This is a genomic window from Streptomyces sporangiiformans, assembly GCF_005768555.2.
GTDB classification, from domain to species: domain Bacteria; phylum Actinomycetota; class Actinomycetes; order Streptomycetales; family Streptomycetaceae; genus Streptomyces; species Streptomyces sporangiiformans.
Genome location: NZ_VCHX02000291.1, coordinates 1 through 14792, shown reverse-complemented (window position 1 = coordinate 14792; position 14792 = coordinate 1). Strand labels below are relative to the sequence as shown.

The 14792-nt window shown below is 71.2% G+C and carries 11 protein-coding genes; 5 read left to right on the top strand and 6 right to left on the bottom strand.

From position 1 onward, the window contains the following. Window positions 1-184 precede the first annotated feature (184 nt). Both FGD71_RS36865 and FGD71_RS36860 read right to left on the bottom strand, forming a co-directional pair. A complete protein-coding gene (locus tag FGD71_RS36865) occupies window positions 185-1225 on the bottom strand; it encodes a DUF2637 domain-containing protein (protein ID WP_119104898.1) in 1041 nt (346 codons plus the stop codon). Window positions 1226-1593: 368 nt separating this feature from the next. Then, window positions 1594-2469 (bottom strand): (2Fe-2S)-binding protein, encoded by an 876-nt coding sequence (locus FGD71_RS36860; protein WP_119104897.1) that lies wholly within the window; start codon window positions 2467-2469, stop codon window positions 1594-1596. Window positions 2470-2623: 154 nt separating this feature from the next. Here FGD71_RS36860 and FGD71_RS36855 point away from each other — a divergent pair, with 154 nt between their 5' ends. Then, window positions 2624-3664 (top strand): GntR family transcriptional regulator, encoded by a 1041-nt coding sequence (locus FGD71_RS36855; protein WP_420878385.1) that lies wholly within the window; start codon window positions 2624-2626, stop codon window positions 3662-3664. A 47-nt stretch (window positions 3665-3711) separates the two neighbouring features. Here FGD71_RS36855 and FGD71_RS36850 read toward each other — a convergent pair whose 3' ends face one another. Together FGD71_RS36850 and FGD71_RS36845 are read right to left on the bottom strand one after the other, a co-directional pair. After that, the gene (locus FGD71_RS36850; RefSeq protein WP_119104899.1) at window positions 3712-4491 is read right to left on the bottom strand and encodes a hypothetical protein; all 780 of its coding nucleotides are present in this window, start codon (window positions 4489-4491) and stop codon (window positions 3712-3714) included. 151 nt (window positions 4492-4642) lie between these two features. After that, window positions 4643-6430, bottom strand: a complete 1788-nt coding sequence (locus tag FGD71_RS36845; RefSeq protein WP_119104896.1) for a PucR family transcriptional regulator — start codon at window positions 6428-6430, stop codon at window positions 4643-4645. A 353-nt stretch (window positions 6431-6783) separates the two neighbouring features. Here FGD71_RS36845 and FGD71_RS36840 point away from each other — a divergent pair, with 353 nt between their 5' ends. Genes FGD71_RS36840 through FGD71_RS36825 form a run of 4 tightly spaced genes read left to right on the top strand, consistent with a single transcriptional unit; the run spans window position 6784 to window position 11841 of the window. Continuing rightward, window positions 6784-7683, top strand: a complete 900-nt coding sequence (locus FGD71_RS36840; protein WP_119104895.1) for an FAD binding domain-containing protein — start codon at window positions 6784-6786, stop codon at window positions 7681-7683. Further along, the gene (locus FGD71_RS36835; protein ID WP_119104894.1) at window positions 7683-8279 is read left to right on the top strand and encodes a (2Fe-2S)-binding protein; all 597 of its coding nucleotides are present in this window, start codon (window positions 7683-7685) and stop codon (window positions 8277-8279) included. Before FGD71_RS36840 ends, FGD71_RS36835 begins: the two co-directional genes overlap by 1 nt. A 2-nt stretch (window positions 8280-8281) precedes the next feature. Then, on the top strand, window positions 8282-10690 hold the full coding sequence (locus FGD71_RS36830) for a xanthine dehydrogenase family protein molybdopterin-binding subunit (RefSeq protein WP_119104893.1): 2409 nt from the start codon (window positions 8282-8284) through the stop codon (window positions 10688-10690). Continuing rightward, window positions 10666-11841 carry an XdhC family protein gene (locus FGD71_RS36825; RefSeq protein WP_119104892.1) on the top strand — a complete coding sequence of 392 codons (1176 nt, stop codon included), beginning with the start codon at window positions 10666-10668 and terminating at the stop codon, window positions 11839-11841. The genes FGD71_RS36830 and FGD71_RS36825 overlap by 25 nt, the downstream gene beginning before the upstream one ends. A 698-nt stretch (window positions 11842-12539) precedes the next feature. On the opposite strand, the gene FGD71_RS36815 is transcribed toward FGD71_RS36825, so the two are convergent. Beyond that, window positions 12540-13643 carry an ABC transporter substrate-binding protein gene (locus tag FGD71_RS36815; protein WP_119104891.1) on the bottom strand — a complete coding sequence of 368 codons (1104 nt, stop codon included), beginning with the start codon at window positions 13641-13643 and terminating at the stop codon, window positions 12540-12542. A 77-nt stretch (window positions 13644-13720) separates the two neighbouring features. After that, complete coding sequence (locus FGD71_RS36810; protein WP_119104890.1) at window positions 13721-14692, bottom strand: succinylglutamate desuccinylase/aspartoacylase family protein; 972 nt, start codon at window positions 14690-14692, stop codon at window positions 13721-13723. Window positions 14693-14792 lie beyond the last annotated feature (100 nt).

Sequence of the window (14792 nt, the reverse complement as noted above, 5' to 3'; positions counted from 1 at the left end):
CGGGGCGCAAAAGCCGGTGTCGAGACGGCGATCGTGCTCGGCCCTCCTTCGTCGGGCCTCCGCGCGATCGCCGTCTCGACACCGGCGCGCCCCTTCGGCTCACTCGCCGTAGGGCGCCCTCTTTTTGCGGCTTGGGTTGCCTGGCTGGGCCTCGGCCTTGGCCGAACTGCTCAGGCCCTCGGCCTCAGCCGAACTGCTGCTCCAGGTCCTTGAGCTTGCGCTCCAGGGAGTCCAGGCGCGGCAGGGCCATCGTGTCGTCCTCGGCGGTGAGGTCGACGGTGACCGGCTCAGTAGTGTGGCTGACGGCCGTGAGGGAGGGACGGGCGCGCACGGGCAGTGGCTCCGGAGTCGATATGGCAGGCTCCGCGGTGACCTGGGCGGGCGCCGGAGCGGCGGGCACTTGTTGCACCTCGACCTGCCGGGAGCGTCCGATCAGCCCGCGCTGGCCGCGCGTGATCGCCCGCAGACGAGCCCGCTCCAGCTTCTCCTGATCGCGCCGGCGCCGCCGGTTCTGCTCCTTCTCCCGCTTGTCCTCGCGCACTTCCTCGACCGCCTCGTCCAGGGTGCGCACCCCTTCGAGCAGCATCAGCGACCAGGCACCGAAGGTCTCACGAGGGGCACGCAGCCACCGTACGATCCGGATCTGCGGCAGCGGCCGGGGCACCAGCCCCTGCTCGCGCAGCGCCGCACGGCGGGTCTGCTTCAGTGCGCGGTCGAACAGGACCGCGGCCGACAGCGACATACCGGCGAAGAAGTGCGGAGCACCCGCGTGGCCCGCGCCCCGGGGAGCGTGCACCCAGTTGAACCAGGCCGCGGCGCCCGCGAACGTCCACACGAGTATGCGGGAGCCGAGTGCCGCGTCACCGTGGCTGGCCTCGCGCACCGCGAGCACCGAGCAGAACATCGCGGCGCCGTCGAGGCCGAAGGGAACCAGGTACTCCCAGCCACCGGAGAGGTTCAGGTTCTGCTTGCCGAAGCCGACCAGGCCGTGAAAGGAGAGCGCGGCGGCGACCGCCGCACAGCAGAACAGGAGCACATAGGAAGCCGTACCGTAAATGGCCTCCTTGCGCCGGCGTCGCTCCTCGCTGCGCTCCCACGAGTCGTCCGCGTTCGCGTTCTCCCCGGAGCGCTTGCCGCGCGCGAGTACCGCTACCGCCGCCAGCATGCCCAGGAGCAGTACGGCGCCCGGAAGCAGCCAGTTCAGCGATATGTCGGTCAGTCTCATCTGGGGTCCCTTGCATTGGGATAGGGCGTAACGCCCGCCATAGTGGCCCAAACCCATCGGCCCTCAGGGGGGTTTCGGGGCAAGAGGCCGCCAAGGGAGTGCAAGGGGATGCGCACGGCGACGTTCTGCTCGAACTGCCGCGCGAGGGACGGGAGTTGAGTGCGATTAAGATACCCGTACGGGTGGTTCCCCGGAAAGTTCCCGCGACAAGTGAGGAAATTGTGAAGCGCCTGTAATGCGCGGGGTGTCTCGAAGAGTGTCCCGGTGGGTGTCTCGGTCCGAGTTGACCTTAGGTGATGCCCGGTGCGCCGGTTCACCCGGGGTGGCCTGAACTCCTCGTGGAGGTGGCCGATTTGGCTCGGGGGCGGTCAGCAGGCCGCGGCGGCCGTCAGCTTCTCGATGCGGACCGCGTCGCAGTTGCGCGGGCAGTTGGCGCAGGTGTCCTCGGGGTCCACGGTGTAGAAGAAGCAGCAGCTGGCCCGGTCGCGGGTGGTCAGGGCATCGCCGTTCGGGCCGGTTAGCTCGCGGAACGCGGCCGTGCCGACGTACGGCCGGGTCGCGCCCGGGAGCAGCCGCTCCAGCTCGGCCATCGCCCGCCGCTCCTCGCCGAGGAGTTGGGCGACGTACCAGAGCCCCTCGACGATCTCGTCGGTCGCCATGCCCCACAGGGCGCGGCCCCGGCGTCGCATGCGCGGCCCGAAGCCGCCGAGAACCGGCTCCATGTGCTCGGCCACGGCGGCCCGTACCTCGGCGCGCAGGGCGTCCTCGTCCGGTACGACGCGGGCGCCGGGAAGTGTGGCGGCCGGGTCGCCCGGGAGGCAGGCGAAGTCCCCGACCCGCACGGCCATGCGGCCGAGGGTGCGCTGGAAGGAGACGTGCTCCACGGGGAAGCGGGGTACGCGGCGCAGCAGGAACCACGGCATCGTGAACAGCAGGCAGGCCGGCCAGGCGTACCGGTGCAGGCCGAAGCTCGCGACGACGTCCGGGCGGGCCCGCTGCCCGTAGTCGCTCAGTACCTGTGCGTCGTCCCACGCGAGAAACCTGTCGAGGTCGGCTCCGCCCGCCGCGAGCCCCGCGACGGCGACCCAGCCGGCGCCGACGGGGGCCGGTTCCCCGGGGCCGAGTTCCATGACGCCCAGGTGGGGATACGCCTCGGTCATGCGGTCGTAGGCATCCGCGACGGCTGAGCGAGCCGGGTGCGAGGCGCCGACGGGAGAGGCTGCGGCCGGAGCGGGAGCGGACATGCGGGGGCCACCGATTCACGATCGTTTGTAGGTAAGGCTTACCTTACTCGACATTATCGAGGTTTGAACTACGGCTCGCGCCGCCTATCGTGCAGAGTTACGGCCACATCGGCCGCAATGCCCCCAAGTACCGCCAAGCCCGGAGGAGGCCCCCGTGGAGCAGGCCGGCCCGCGTGACGCGAACGGCTCCGCCGGGGACGTGGCGAACGGCTCCGCCGGGGACGTGCCGGAGGAGGCCGGTCAGGTCCTCCGTCAGGCCCGTCGGACCCATCGGGCCCGTCCGGGGAAGGATCCTCAGGTGCCTCCGCAGGCGCGGGCGGCGGCCGTGGCCGAGGACCGGGAGCGCGGGGCGGGCCGCGAGGGCGGCGGGCGCCGGGACGGTGCCGCGCACTCGGATGCGGCCCGCGGTGAGCACACCCACAGCGAGCCCCCGCTCCCGCGACCGCGCTCGGCGGACGGACGCTTGCCGGGCGAACGCTTGCCGGGCGAACGCTTGCCGGGCGAACACCTGCCGGGCGGCGCGCAGGGTGTGGAAGCGGCCGACGACACCCCCCGCCCCGTCGTCCAGCGTTCCTCCGTGCGAGGCCAGATCCTCCACGCCCTCCGTACCGCTCTCGTGGGCGGCGAGCTGTCGCCCGGCGAGGTCTACTCCGCCCCCGCGCTGGGCGAACGCTTCGGTGTCTCGGCGACCCCGGTGCGCGAGGCGATGCAGCAGCTCGCGACCGAGGGCGCCGTGGAGGTCGTACCGAACCGGGGCTTCCGCGTCGTCGAGCGCGGCGCGCGTGAGCTGGCCGAGCTCGCCGAGATCCGGACGCTGATCGAGGTCCCCGTGATGCTGCGGCTGGCTCGTACGGTGCCCGCCACGCGCTGGGCGGAGCTGCGCCCCCTCGCCGAGTCGACGGCACGGGCCGCGGCCACCGGCTGCCGGGCGACCTACGCCGAAGCCGACCGCGCCTTCCACCGCGCCGTGCTCGACCTCGCGGGGAACGAGCAGCTGGTGCGGATCGTCGACGACCTGCACCGCCGCGCCCAGTGGCCCCTCGTCGGCGGCCCCGCCACCCGCCGCCGAGACCTGGTGGCGGACGCCGCCGAACACACGACGCTGCTCGACGCGTTGATCGCCCAGGACCTGCCGGTCGTGCAGTCCCTCGTCCAAGGACACTTCGCGGGCGCCTCCCAGGCCGACAGGGCTTAGGCCCTGTCGGCCCAGGGTCCGTCCGGCGGATCAGCGCCGGACAGGAATCAAGCCGTTGCCGCCGGCGGAGCCGGGGCCAGCTGCGGTGCCAGCCACGTCGGTACGCCCCCGAGGAGCCGGAACAGCCGCCCCGCCTCGGCCCGCAGCCGGGACGCCTCCGGTTCGGTCTCGGCGTCGGCGAGGGAAGCCAGCGCGGGTGCCGTGCCGACGAGGTAGCCCAGCTCCTCGCGGATCCGGAGGGATTCGCCGAAGCCGTGCCGGGCCTCTGCCAACTCCCCCTCGCGGAGGGCGAGTCCGGCGAGGTGGCGCCAGGTGAAGGAGAGCAGCAGCGGGTCGCCGTGGGCGGTGGCGCCCGCATGGGCACGGCGATAGGCGGCACGGGCCGACTGCGGGGAGTGGGCGAGGTTCTCGGCGAGCAGACCGCGCCGGAAGTCGAGGAGGGCCCGACCGGGGGAGCCCGGTGCGATCAGGGCGGCGGACCGGCCGAGCGCGGCCCGCGCTTCGTCCGCCCGGTCGCGCACGCCGAGGATCGTGGCGGCGTATGCGAGCTGCCCGCGCTCGCAGGCCGCGGCTCCCCGCTCGTCGTCGCTGCTGGCCAGCGCCTCCGCCGTACGCAGCGCGTCCTCGGCCTCCTCCCAGCCCTCCGCGGTGTACAGACACCGCTCCACGAGGAGCGAGGCCCGCTGGAGAGCGGCGCCCGCCGTGTGTGATGCGAGAAGCGCGGCCGCGTCGGTCCAGCAGGCGCGCGAGCGCAGCCGCCATACCGCGATCTGGAGCGGATCGTCCCCTGCAGCCGTTCCGGTATCAGACATGGCGGGATACGCCACGTTGCCCTCCCCGAGCACGCCATTGAGCTGTTGAGTGGTGGCCGCATCTCAGCACGAATCGGCGCGCCCGGCCAAGAGGGTGGGTGAAGGATTTCACAAAGTCATGGGACGCGAACGGCACTTGGTGCCACCCGTCCACAGCGCCGTGACGTCAGCTCATCCGCAACGCGAGGAAAAAGTCCAGCTTGTCCTCGAGTCGGGACAGGTCGCGTCCCGTCAACTGCTCGATACGGCCCACCCGGTAGCGCAGCGTGTTGACGTGCAGGTGCAGACGGTTCGCGCAGCGCGTCCAGGAGCCGTCGCAGTCGAGGAAGGCCTCGAGGGTGGGGATCAGCTCGGCGCGGTGCCGGCGGTCGTAGTCCCGGAGCGGGTCGAGGAGGCGGGCCGTGAAGGCCCGGCGCACGTCGTCGGGGACGAAGGGCAGGAGCAGCACATGGGAGGCCAGCTCCTGGTGGCCCGCCGCGCACACCCGGCCGGGCCTGGCCGCCGCGACCCGGCGCGCGTGCCGCGCCTCCTCCAGGGCGCCGCGCAGCCCCTCCGCCGAGTGAACGGCCGCGCTGACGCCGAGCGTGAGCCGCCCGTCGTCGCTGAGGCCCGCCGACAGCGGGCCGCGCACGGCCTCCAGCAGCGCTTCGGCGTGCAGCCCGGACTCGGACCCGTCGTGCTCCGCGGATACAGCCGGAAGGGGGACGAGCGCGATCGCCTCCTCACCCGTATGGGCGACCGCGATCCGGTCGGACTGATCGGGGCCGGACGACTGGGGGTGCCCCCTGTCCGAAGAGCTTGGGGGAGGGGCGACGAGGATCTCCTCCAGCAGCGTCTGGGCCACCGGCCCGCCGTCGATCTCTCCCGCCCGTGTCCCGCGCACCTCCTCGGCCGAGGGGCCGGCGGGCCTGCCTCCTACCTCGTCCCACTCGACGCGGGCCACCACGACCTGCCAGTGCGGGGCAGCGCCCAGCCCCGGCAGCAGCACCGGCGCGGCGACCCGCAGCCGCGCCGCGATCTCGGCGGACGCGGCGCCGGTCTGTACCAGCTCCAGCACCTCCTGGGCGAGTCTGCGGCGCACCGTACGCGCCGCGTCCCGCCGGTCCCGCTCCACCGCGATCAGCTGCGCCACGCCCCGCAGCAGATCGAGCCGCTCATCGGGCCAGTCCCCGGCATCCGCCTCCACCGCGAGCAGCCAGTCCGAGAGCACCGTCTCGCGTACGTCGCGCGAGGCCACCGTGGAACCCCGGCCTCCCCCCGACGCCGCCGGGCGGTGACCCCAGCCGTGGATCGGGAAGAGGGAGTACGCCGTGCCGTCGACCGTCGCACGGTACGGTCCGCGCCGGCCGGCGCGGGACGCCGCCAGGTGCTCGGCGGCCAGTGTGGCGCGGACCTCGGCCGGCAGCGCCGGCCCCGAGAGGTTCGAGCCCGCGATCGCGCGTCCGGTGGAGGAGAGCACCCAGGCCCGCAGGTCCAGGTCGGAGCCGAGCAGGTCCAGCACCACGTCCGGGCCGCCGCCCGCCGGACCGGAGGTCATCATCCGCCGGTGCCGGTCCACCACGGCCGCCAGATCCCCGGCCCGCTCACCCGAGACCTGTCGTACGACATGCTCGGTGACCGTCGCGAAGGCCACCGACTCGTTGACGGCGAACAGCGGCAGCCGGTGCCGGGCGCAGGCCACCACCAGGTCGTCGGGGACGGTGCCCAGCTCGGCCTCACCGGCGGCCAGCGCCGCGACCCCGGCGGCCACGAGGATCCGTACGAAAGGCTCGGAGTCCGCTGCGTCGCGCCGCCACGCGAGACCCGTGAGGACGAGCTCACCGCCGGAGAGATAGCGGCTGGGATCCCGCAGATCCGTGGTCATCACCCCGCGCACACTGCGATCCAGCTCGTCCTCGCCGCCGAGCAGCCGCAGGCCCAGCGCGTCGGAGTCCAGCAGTGCGCGCAGCCGCATTCTCGTCGCCGCCGTTCTTTGTCCGGAAATCTACGATGAATCCTGGGCGCGGGCCCGGCGAGCGGGTGGCCGGACCTGATGGCCGGTTCCTGGGCCGTGCCCTTGCTTCCCGAGGACTGTGGTGGACGTTTCAGGAGGAAAGCGAGGAGGTTACCGGTGCCCCCCATTCATACGAATCTACAAGACGATCGCCCTGGCCAGCCAACTCCTTCATGTTTTCGGTGACTGACCTTGGTGAGGGGCGGCGCTGTCTACTGATCTCAATCGACGTGAACAGCACAGGAACGAGCCGGGCCCGCCGCACCCGATCTGGCTCGAACACAATGCCCACGACAGGAAGCAGAGAGCCGGTCATGGACTTCCTTCGCCCCGCCAGCTGGGAGGAGGCGCTCGCCGCGAAGGCCGAGCACCCCACCGCTGTGCCGATCGCGGGCGGCACCGATGTGATGGTCGAGATCAACTTCGACCACCGCCGGCCCGAGTACCTCCTGGACCTGACCCGCATCGGCGAGCTGGGCGACTGGGAGGTCGGCGAGGAGACGGTCCGGCTCGGCGCCTCCGTCCCGTACACCACGATCATGGAGAGGCTGCGGGGCGAGCTGCCGGGACTCGCCCTGGCCTCCCACACCGTGGCCTCCCCGCAGATCCGCAACCGCGGCGGCGTCGGCGGCAACCTCGGCACCGCGTCCCCGGCCGGTGACGCCCACCCGGCCCTCCTCGCGGCGGGTGCCGAGGTCGAGGCCGAGTCCGTACGCGGCTCCCGGCTCATCCCGATCGACGAGTTCTACACCGGCGTGAAGCGCAACGCGCTCGCCCCCGACGAACTGATCAGGGCCGTGCACATCAAGAAGGCCGACGGCCCGCAGCAGTTCTCCAAGGTCGGCACCCGCAACGCGATGGTCATCGCCGTCTGCGCCTTCGGCCTTGCCCTGCACCCCGAGACCCGCACCGTCCGCACCGGCATCGGCTCGGCCGCGCCCACACCCGTGCGGGCGAAGGACGCCGAGGAGTTCCTGAACGCGGCGCTCGACGAGGGCGGCTTCTGGGACAGCGGCAAGATCATCACCCCCTCGGTCGCCCGGCAGTTCGCGGACCTGTGCTCCGCAGCCTGCAATCCGATCGACGACGTCCGGGGCACCGCGGGCTACCGCCGCCACGCGGTCGGCGTCATGGCCCGCCGCACGCTGACCTGGACCTGGGAGTCGTACCGCGCCACCGGCCGCGACGCACACGAGATGGGGGGCGCTGCGTAATGCGCGTCAGTTTCACGGTCAACGGCCGTCCGCAGGAAGCCGACGACGTGTGGGAGGGCGAGTCCCTGCTGTACGTACTCAGGGAGCGCCTGGGCCTGCCGGGTTCCAAGAACGCCTGCGAGCAGGGGGAGTGCGGATCGTGCACGGTGCGGCTCGACGGCGTACCGGTGTGTGCGTGTCTGGTCGCGGCGGGCCAGGCCGAGGGGCGCGAGGTCGTCACGGTCGAGGGCCTGGCGGACTACGCCAAGCAGCGCGCCGAGGGATGCGGGACGGGGTCGTGCGGAACGCCGCTCGACGAAGCCAGGCGGTGGGCGGCGGGCGGCACGCACTCCCGGACCGGCGAAGGCACGGGCACCGTCCCGCGTGCGACGCTCTCGCCGATCCAGCAGGCGTTCATCGACGCCGGCGCCGTGCAGTGCGGCTTCTGCACCCCGGGGCTTCTGGTCGCCGCCGATGAGATGCTGGAGCGCACCCCGAACCCGTCCGACGAGGACATCCGCGAGGCACTCTCCGGCAACCTCTGCCGCTGCACCGGCTACGAGAAGATCATGGACGCGGTCCGTCTGGCGGCCGCCCGGCAGTCCGAGGCGGTCTGAGCATGGGTACGACCGGTACGCCCACCAACATCACGCAGGGCTCCCGGACCAGGGGTGGCGTCGGTGAGTCCACGCTCCGGCCGGACGGCATCCTCAAGGTCACCGGCGAGTTCGCGTACGCGTCCGACATGTGGCACGAGGACATGCTGTGGGGTCAGATCCTGCGCTCCACGGTGGCCCACGCGGAGATCGTCTCCATCGACACGAGCGAGGCCCTCGCGCAGGCCGGTGTGTACGCCGTCCTGACGTACGACGACCTGCCGACCGAGGTGAAGCACTACGGCCTGGAGATCCAGGACACCCCGGTCCTCGCCCACGGCAAGGTCCGCCACCACGGCGAACCCGTCGCCATCGTGGCCGCCGATCACCCGGAGACCGCGCGCCGAGCGGCCGCGAAGATCAAGGTCGAATACCGCGAACTCCCCGTCGTCACCGATGAGTCGAGCGCCACCGCCCCGGACGCGCCCCTGGTCCACGAGAACCGCACGGACCACTACGTGGGCCACGTCCCGCACCCCAACATCCTGCACCGCCAGCCGATCATCCGCGGCGACGCCGAAGAGGCCGCCAAGAAGGCCGACTTCATCGTCCGGGGCGAGTACACCTTCGGCATGCAGGACCAGGCCTTCCTGGGCCCCGAGTCCGGCCTGGCCGTCCCCGCCGAGGACGGCGGGGTCGACCTCTACATCGCCACCCAGTGGCTGCACTCCGACCTGCGTCAGATCGCGCCCGTCCTCGGTCTGCCCGAGGACAAGGTCCGGATGACGCTCTCCGGTGTCGGCGGCGCGTTCGGCGGCCGCGAGGACCTGTCGATGCAGATCCACGCGTGCCTGCTGGCGCTGCGCACCGGGAAGCCGGTCAAGATGGTCTACAACCGGTTCGAGTCCTTCTTCGGCCACGTCCACCGCCACCCGGCGAAGCTCTTCTACGAGCACGGGGCGACGAAGGACGGCAAGCTGACGCATCTCAAGGCCCGGATCGTCCTTGACGGCGGCGCGTACGCCTCCGCCTCCCCGGCCGTCGTCGGCAACGCCGCCTCGCTCGGCGCGGGTCCGTACGTCGTCGACGACGTCGGCATCGAGGCCCTCGCGCTCTACACCAACAACCCGCCCTGCGGCGCCATGCGCGGCTTCGGTGCGGTGCAGGCGTGCTTCGCGTACGAGGCGCAGATGGACAAGCTCGCCGACAAGGTGGGCATGGACCGGGTCGAGTTCCGGCGGCTCAACGCGATGGAGCAGGGAAGCCTCATGCCGACGGGGCAGCCCGTCGACTCGCCCGCCCCGGTCGCCGAACTCCTGCGCCGCGTCAAGGCGATGCCGCTGCCGCCGGAGCGCCAGTGGGCGAGCTCCGAGGGTGCGGACGTCCGCCAGCTGCCGGGCGGTCTGTCCAACACCACGCACGGCGAAGGCGTCGTACGCGGTGTCGGGTACGCGGTCGGCATCAAGAACGTCGGCTTCTCCGAGGGCTTCGACGACTACTCGACCGCCCGAGTGCGTATGGAGGTTGTGGGCGACGAGCCCGTCGTGACCGTGCACACCGCCATGGCGGAGGTCGGCCAGGGCGGAGTCACCGTCCACGCCCAGATCGCCCGCACCGAACTCGGTGTCACCCAGGTGACCATCCAGCCGGCCGACACCCAGGTGGGCTCCGCGGGTTCGACCTCGGCGTCGCGTCAGACGTACGTCACCGGGGGCGCCGTCAAGAACGCCTGTGAGCTCGTCCGTGAGCGGGTCCTGGAGATCGGGCGCCGCAAGTTCGGCACGTACCACCCCGCCTGGGCCACCGCCGAGCTGCTGTTGGAGGGCGGCAAGGTGGTCACCGACGGCGGTGAGGTCCTGGCCGGCCTGACGGACGTACTCGAAGGCGAGTGTGTCGAGGTCGAGGAGGAGTGGCGGCACCGGCCGACCGAGCCCTTCGACCTCCGCACCGGACAGGGCTTCGGGCACGTCCAGTACAGCTTCGCCGCGCACCGCGCCGTCGTCGAGGTGGACACCGAGCTCGGCCTGGTGAAGGTCATCGAACTGGCCTGCGCCCAGGACGTCGGCAAGGCGCTCAACCCGCTGTCCGTGATCGGCCAGATCCAGGGCGGCACGACCCAGGGCCTGGGCGTGGCCGTCATGGAGGAGATCCTCGTCGACCCGAAGACGGCGAAGGTCAGGAACCCCTCCTTCACGGACTACCTGATCCCCACGATCCTCGACACGCCGACCATCCCCGTCGACGTGCTCGAACTCGCCGACCATCACGCCCCGTACGGGCTCCGCGGCGTCGGCGAGGCGCCGACCCTGTCGTCGACCCCGGCCGTCCTCGCTGCGATCCGGGACGCGACGGGTCTGGAGCTCAACAGGACACCGGTACGGCCGGAGCATCTGACGGAGACCGAGACATGCTGGACATCGCCGAGGAACTGAACCGGTGGGCCGAGCAGGAGCGCGACTTCGCCGTGGCCACCGTGGTTGCAGTGGAGGGCAGCGCGCCCCGAGAGCCCGGCGCCGCACTCGCGGTCGACGCCGACGGCACGGCGATCGGCTCGGTCTCCGGCGGCTGCGTGGAGGGCGCGGTGTACGAACTGTGCCAACAGGTCCTGGAGGACGGGGAACCGGTCCTCGAACGCTTCGGCTACAGCGACGAGGACGCCTTCGCGGTCGGCCTGACCTGCGGCGGGATCATCGACATCCTCGTCACGCCGGTCCGCGCGACCTCGCCGGCCCGCGGGGTGTTCGCGGCGGCGCTGGCCACCGCGGCCCGTGGGGAGGCGGCGGCGGTCGCGCGGATCGTCTCGGGGCCCGGGGAACTGCTGGGCCGCGCCCTGCTGGTACGGCCCGACGGCTCGTCCGAAGGCGGATTCGGCGCCCATCCGGAGCTGGACCGCACGGTCGTGGCCGAGGCGGGCGCCTTCCTGGACGCGGGCCGCACCGGCACCCTGGAGATCGGAGAGCAGGGCTCTCGCTGCGGAGCGCCGCTCACGGTTCTGGTCGAGTCATCGGTGCCGCCGCCACGGATGATCGTCTTCGGCGCGATCGACTTCGCGTCGGCCCTCGTACGCGTCGGCAGGTTCCTGGGCTACCACGTGACGGTGTGCGACGCGCGCCCCGTCTTCGCCACGGCGGCCCGTTTCCCGGAGGCGGACGACATCGTCGTCGAGTGGCCGCACCAGTATCTGGAGCGCACGGAGGTGGACGCCCGGACGGTGTTGTGCGTGCTGACCCACGACGCCAAGTTCGACGTACCGCTCCTCCGGCTCGCGCTGCGGCTGCCGGTCGCGTACGTCGGCGCGATGGGCTCGCGCCGGACCCACCTCGACCGCAACGAACGCCTTCGCCGAGCCGGCGTCACGGAGCTGGAACTGGCGCGGCTCAGGTCCCCGATCGGCCTCGACCTCGGGGCGCGTACGCCCGAGGAGACAGCCCTGTCGATCGCCTCGGAGATCGTCGCCGACCGGCGCGGCGGCAGCGGGGTCTCACTGACCGGGGCGCACACCCCTATCCACCACGACGTCGCGTCGTCGCGGGCGCCTGCGACGGCGCCTGCGACGACGAGGCGGATCGGGACGGTGGCCTGACGCCTGACGCCGGACCCCGGACCCCGGACGTCTAGTGCCGTGACCGGATAGGTTCACCGGTTGCCTTCGATCGTTCCAAAGAGTCGCCGGGTACGCTCCTGCAGTCCTTGGTCGAGAGGAGTTGCTGAGTGGTCCGGTTAAGTGGACCCGTTCTGCGCACCCAGAGGCTCGTGATGGAGCCGATCCGCTGCGAAGACAGCGACGATCCCGCTCGGCCGGGCACAGCACGGAAACGGAAGCGGTTTGGCCGGCCTACGGTCCGTGCGGTTCTAGGCGTGGGACTTCAGCTGCTGGATGCATGCGGCGACGCGAACGAAGAACACAACCAGCGGACGCAGTGAACTCATGCTCGCCTTTCTTCAGCAGAGCGGAACACGCCTGAACAACAGCAGTCGGCCTGACCGGTTCGAGCCGGAACCCTAGGAGCCGAACTCGGGCTTCGGCATGGGCGTTGAGCGGTTCTGCATGTGGGTGTGTGGCATGACGACGTCCGCGATACTCGGCTGTGGTTCGGCCATAGGTCACGGCATGATGCCCCGGGTGGACGCGATGACTGACACACCGGCTCCATGGACGCCTCGTCGACCGCGACGACGTCCCCGTAGTTCTTGCGCAGGCCCACCACCGACAGTGCTTTGCCGGTCGCGGTGGCCGACTTGGGGCCGGCCACCTTGACGGTCGGTGTGGCGACACCGAATTCAGCCACGAGCCCATTCCAGCCAGCGCTTGGTGACGGCCGATTCGTTCTTCAGCCACCAGTCGATGTCAGCGTCGAAGCCCTTGTCGTAGTACTTCGGCGCACCGGAGAGTGCGTTGCGCTCGTCCTCGGTGAGCTTTTCGTAGGCCAGCGGGGAAGACGGGTTCGAGGGGAAGGTTTTGGCCAGGTTGGCCTGGGTCTCGGCACGCAGTGAGAAGTCCATGATCTTGTAGGCGTTGTCGGCGTTGGCCGCGCCCTTGGCGATGGCGTAGCCCTGGAACTGGCGGCGCATGCCGTTGAGCTGCCGCTCGACCGGGGTGCCCTGCTTCTTCATATCGGCGACCCGGCCGTCCCAGACGGTCGACATCGTCACCTCCTCGCGGCTGAGGAGCACACCGGGAAGCGGGCCGCTGTCCCAGAACTTCTTGATGTCGGCCCGCAGCCGGGTCAGCACCTTGAAGGCGCGGTCCACATCCAGCGGGTACAGCTTGTCCATGGGGACGCCGTCGGCGAGCAGCGCGAACTCCAGCTCGGGCAGGTCACCGTCGGGGTGGACCATCGAGCGGTCGCCCTTGAAGGCCTTGGTGTCCCAGAAGTCCGCCCACGAGTCGGGCTTGCGGCCGCCGAAGGCGTCGGTGCGGTACGCGATGCACTGGCCGTAGAAGCTGTTGCCGATGGCGTGTTCGGTGATCTGGTTGTCGGGGATCTTCGCGCTCTTCACGCTCTTGACCCGGTCCAGGTCCAGCGCCTCCAGGGCGTCCTGCGCAACGTACTTGTAGTGAGACATCATCGCGTTGTTGATGAGGTCGCACTGCGGGCGGCCCTGCTTGATCTGCGCGAGCAGCGGGGCGTCGTCCAGGTTGAGCACCTTGACGCTGATGCCGGTCTCCTGCGTGAACGGCGTGTAGATCGCCTTCTGCAGCGCCGCGCCATACGAACCGCCGCTGTCGCGGACGACCACCGTCTTGCTGCCGCCCTTGCCTTCGCCGGACGGGACACGGTTGGTGCCGGTGCCGCAGGCGGCGAGCGAAGGCACGGCGGCGAGGGCGGCGAGGCCGCCGGCTCCGCGCAGGAGCGCTCTACGACCGATCTGGGCATTATTCATGACAAATCTCCTGGAAATAGGGCATGGGGACCAGCTCAGTGGGATGGGGGCGGTTCAGTGGGCGGGTATGAGGCCCGTCAGTCGTGGGGGGTCGCGATGGCGGCGAGGTGTGTGCCGGGGCGGACGGAGAGCCCGTTCATGCAGTAGATGATGGTTCCGGTGGAGACGGCGGCGACCTTGTGTTCGGTGCCGTCGACCGGGTTGATGATGCGGCCGATGGTTTGCCCCTCGGTCACCTCGTCACCGGTGGCCGCGTCCGGGTACCAGAGGCCTGCGACCGGAGACTCGACCTCGCCCGTCCAGATCCAGTCGCGCGGCTGCACGGTCACCGGTGCGAGGTGTTGCGGCGCCTCGATGACGCCGAGGTGGTGCAGGAGCCGGTACAGGCCGTCGAGCAGCCTGCGCACGGTGGCGGGGTCACGGTCGCCGAGTTGCCCGGTCTCGACGAGGATCGCGGGGACACCCTGCCGGTTCGCCGCGGCGTGGCTGTTGCCGCCGTCCGGGCTGTTGCCGAAGATGACTCGCTCGTATCCGACCGCGTGGGCCATCGCCTTGATCTTCCCGCCCAGCTCGTCGTCGGAGGTCAGACGGTAGCCGACGAAGTCGAGCAGATGCTGGTCGATGCCGCCGCTGTGCAGGTCCACGTAGGAGTCGGCGCCGTCGATCAGGTGCTCGAACAGCCAGGCCGCCATCCGGTCGGTGGGGCCGCCGTCCTTGTCGCCGGGGAACACGCGGTTGATGTTCACGCCGTCCAGCGGGGAGATGTTGAGCCTGCCCCCGTAGACGGCCGGCGGGTTGGCCACGGGGCAGATCACCACCTGGCCGGCGACCTCGTCCGGTTCCAGCAGCCCAGCCAGGCGGGTGGCGGCGTCGACGCCGATGAACTCGCCGCCGTGGACGCCACCGGTGATCACGACCCGGGGGCCGGGGCGGGATCCGTTGACGAGGATCAGGGGCACCTCCACTGTCGTGGTGCCGAGGTCGGCGGGCAGGCTCCCGCGGGTCTTCTGGCCGGGCTCGGCCCGCAGCGGGCCGATGGTCAGCGTCATGGCTTTCCTCGTTCGGGCTCAGGCCGCGGTGCGGCCGTTTGTGGTGACGAAGTCGATCGGCTGGGAGGTGCGGCCTTCCAGGGCGAGGTCCGCGGCGATG

Coding starts and splice junctions, on each gene's coding strand:
- FGD71_RS36835 (WP_119104894.1), top strand. CDS start 7,683: ATGCGCGTCAGTTTCACGGTCAACGGCCGTCCGCAGGAAGCCGACGAC.
- FGD71_RS36865 (WP_119104898.1), bottom strand. CDS start 1,225: ATGAGACTGACCGACATATCGCTGAACTGGCTGCTTCCGGGCGCCGTA.
- FGD71_RS36845 (WP_119104896.1), bottom strand. CDS start 6,430: ATGCGGCTGCGCGCACTGCTGGACTCCGACGCGCTGGGCCTGCGGCTG.
- FGD71_RS36825 (WP_119104892.1), top strand. CDS start 10,666: ATGCTGGACATCGCCGAGGAACTGAACCGGTGGGCCGAGCAGGAGCGC.
- FGD71_RS36815 (WP_119104891.1), bottom strand. CDS start 13,643: ATGAATAATGCCCAGATCGGTCGTAGAGCGCTCCTGCGCGGAGCCGGC.
- FGD71_RS36860 (WP_119104897.1), bottom strand. CDS start 2,469: ATGTCCGCTCCCGCTCCGGCCGCAGCCTCTCCCGTCGGCGCCTCGCAC.
- FGD71_RS36840 (WP_119104895.1), top strand. CDS start 6,784: ATGGACTTCCTTCGCCCCGCCAGCTGGGAGGAGGCGCTCGCCGCGAAG.
- FGD71_RS36830 (WP_119104893.1), top strand. CDS start 8,282: ATGGGTACGACCGGTACGCCCACCAACATCACGCAGGGCTCCCGGACC.
- FGD71_RS36810 (WP_119104890.1), bottom strand. CDS start 14,692: ATGACGCTGACCATCGGCCCGCTGCGGGCCGAGCCCGGCCAGAAGACC.